Here is a 760-nt window from a genome sequence, read left to right as displayed (position 1 = left end):
CGTGCTCTTGCGCCATGCGCGCCACCGAGACGCCCGGGCGTAACGCCGCCTCGATCAATGCCCGTTTGCCATTTTCATCGTAGCGGCGACGGCCGTCGCTGCTTTGCCGAACTACTCTCAGCTCTGAGTCTTTGTCAGCCATAGGTGTCCACCTCACGAATAGGTGGACACCTATGCTCCTCGCTCAGAGTGCTATTGGGTAGACGTCGATAGTGGATCGCTTACGACTAATGGACGTCGTGCAGCGCGGAGAGCTGGGTCGCGCTTCGTTCCGATTCAACCGACGTTCGCAGTCGCACCCCGCGAGTTTCCGGTACGAACTGAGTCCCGATCAAACACAGCATTGCGATGGCCGCGACGTACCAGCCAGGGGCGAGTGGGGTGCCGACGACCTGTGTTAAAAGTGCAGCGATGAAGGGACTCGTTCCTCCGAAGACCGCTACGCTCAGTTGATACGAGATTGCGTGGCCGGTCGCCCGAAAGCTTGTCGGGAAGAATTCAGGAGCCGCCACGAAACTTGCGCCACCGTTGATCCCCAATCCGATTGCAAGCAAGAGCTGACCAATAGCAGCGCCCGAGAACGTCCCGGAGCTTGCGAGATGCATAGCAGGATACGCAGCGAGCATCAGCCATGCTGCGCCAAACGACAGGACGCGCTTGCGGCCGAAGCGATCGCTCAAGAATCCACCCACCGGCAGGAGGAAAGAAAGCAGAATGACTGCCATCGCGTTAGAGATCAGTGCGTCTGTTGGATCCAACT

Annotated in this window: 1 protein-coding gene and 1 pseudogene; both read right to left on the bottom strand. The window is 58.9% G+C overall.

Going from position 1 to position 760, the window contains the following annotated elements; translation table 11 throughout:
• A pseudogene (locus P7F28_RS33685) lies at positions 1-142 on the bottom strand (IS66 family insertion sequence element accessory protein TnpB); the annotation flags it as partial.
• A gap of 85 nt (positions 143-227) precedes the next feature.
• Positions 228-760: MFS transporter (locus P7F28_RS02295; protein WP_277182820.1), on the bottom strand; the 533-nt coding region annotated here is incomplete at its 5' end.

Origin of the sequence: Caballeronia sp. BR00000012568055, from assembly GCF_029439455.1 — a bacterium.
Lineage (GTDB): Bacteria > Pseudomonadota > Gammaproteobacteria > Burkholderiales > Burkholderiaceae > Caballeronia.
This window is presented reverse-complemented; position numbering and strand designations above follow the sequence as displayed.